Origin of the sequence: Dorea sp. D27 (assembly GCF_001185345.1) — a bacterium.
Classification (GTDB): domain Bacteria; phylum Bacillota; class Clostridia; order Lachnospirales; family Lachnospiraceae; genus Extibacter.
On sequence record NZ_KQ236759.1, the window covers coordinates 1 to 727 of the forward strand.

The 727-nt window shown below is 66.3% G+C and carries 1 protein-coding gene; it reads left to right on the forward strand.

The genetic code is table 11. The features are described 5' to 3' along the window. Positions 1–649 (forward strand): X2-like carbohydrate binding domain-containing protein (locus tag HMPREF0980_RS18405; RefSeq protein ID WP_304437667.1); only part of this gene is annotated, 649 nt, incomplete at its 5' end. Between the last annotated feature and the right edge of the window lie 78 nt (positions 650–727).

The window sequence follows — 727 nt, forward strand, 5'->3', positions numbered from 1 at the left end:
CTACCCGGAAGGCGGACAGGCCGTCATCGAGGCCGACGCAGCGCCGGGTGGGAAGGCATTCGACAGGTGGGAAACGTTAGGCGGCGGCCGCTTTTTAAACGCTGCCAGCGCCAGCACCACCTTCACCATGCCCGCTGCCGACACGACCGTGCGGGCCACCTACAGAACCACCACGCCCGCCCCCGGCCCGGCCAACGCCAGCATTAATCCCGACAAGGCGACCTTCGACCGCTATCCCTCCGGCAAGAACCATCGGGACATACCGGTCACGCTTTCGCCGGGCAGCCATACATTGAGCGGCATCCGCTGCGGCAACGTGACCTTGCAGGCCGGGCGGGACTACACCGTGAGCGGCAGCCGGTACACATTCTCCAGGACCTATCTTGCCACGCTGGGGAAAGGCACCCACGCCTTTATCTTCGATATGAGCGGCGGCGCCGATCCGACGTTCACCCTCACGGTGGAGGACACCAGGCCGGGGGGCGGCACCAGTTCCGGCCCAACGTCCGATTCCGGCAATGCCGGCAGCAATCCCAACACCGGCGTGGCGGATCGCGCCCTGTTGTGGCTGGCCTGGCTGATCGTGTCGGGCATCCTGATCTTCCTGCTGGTTCGCTGCGCCCCCCGCCGCAAACGGGCCGGGCATTGATCCGGCGGTATGGAAACACGGACCGAACCGAGAAAATGGCTGCGCGGCCGGGTATCCCGGCCGCTGCTGGCTGTTGAT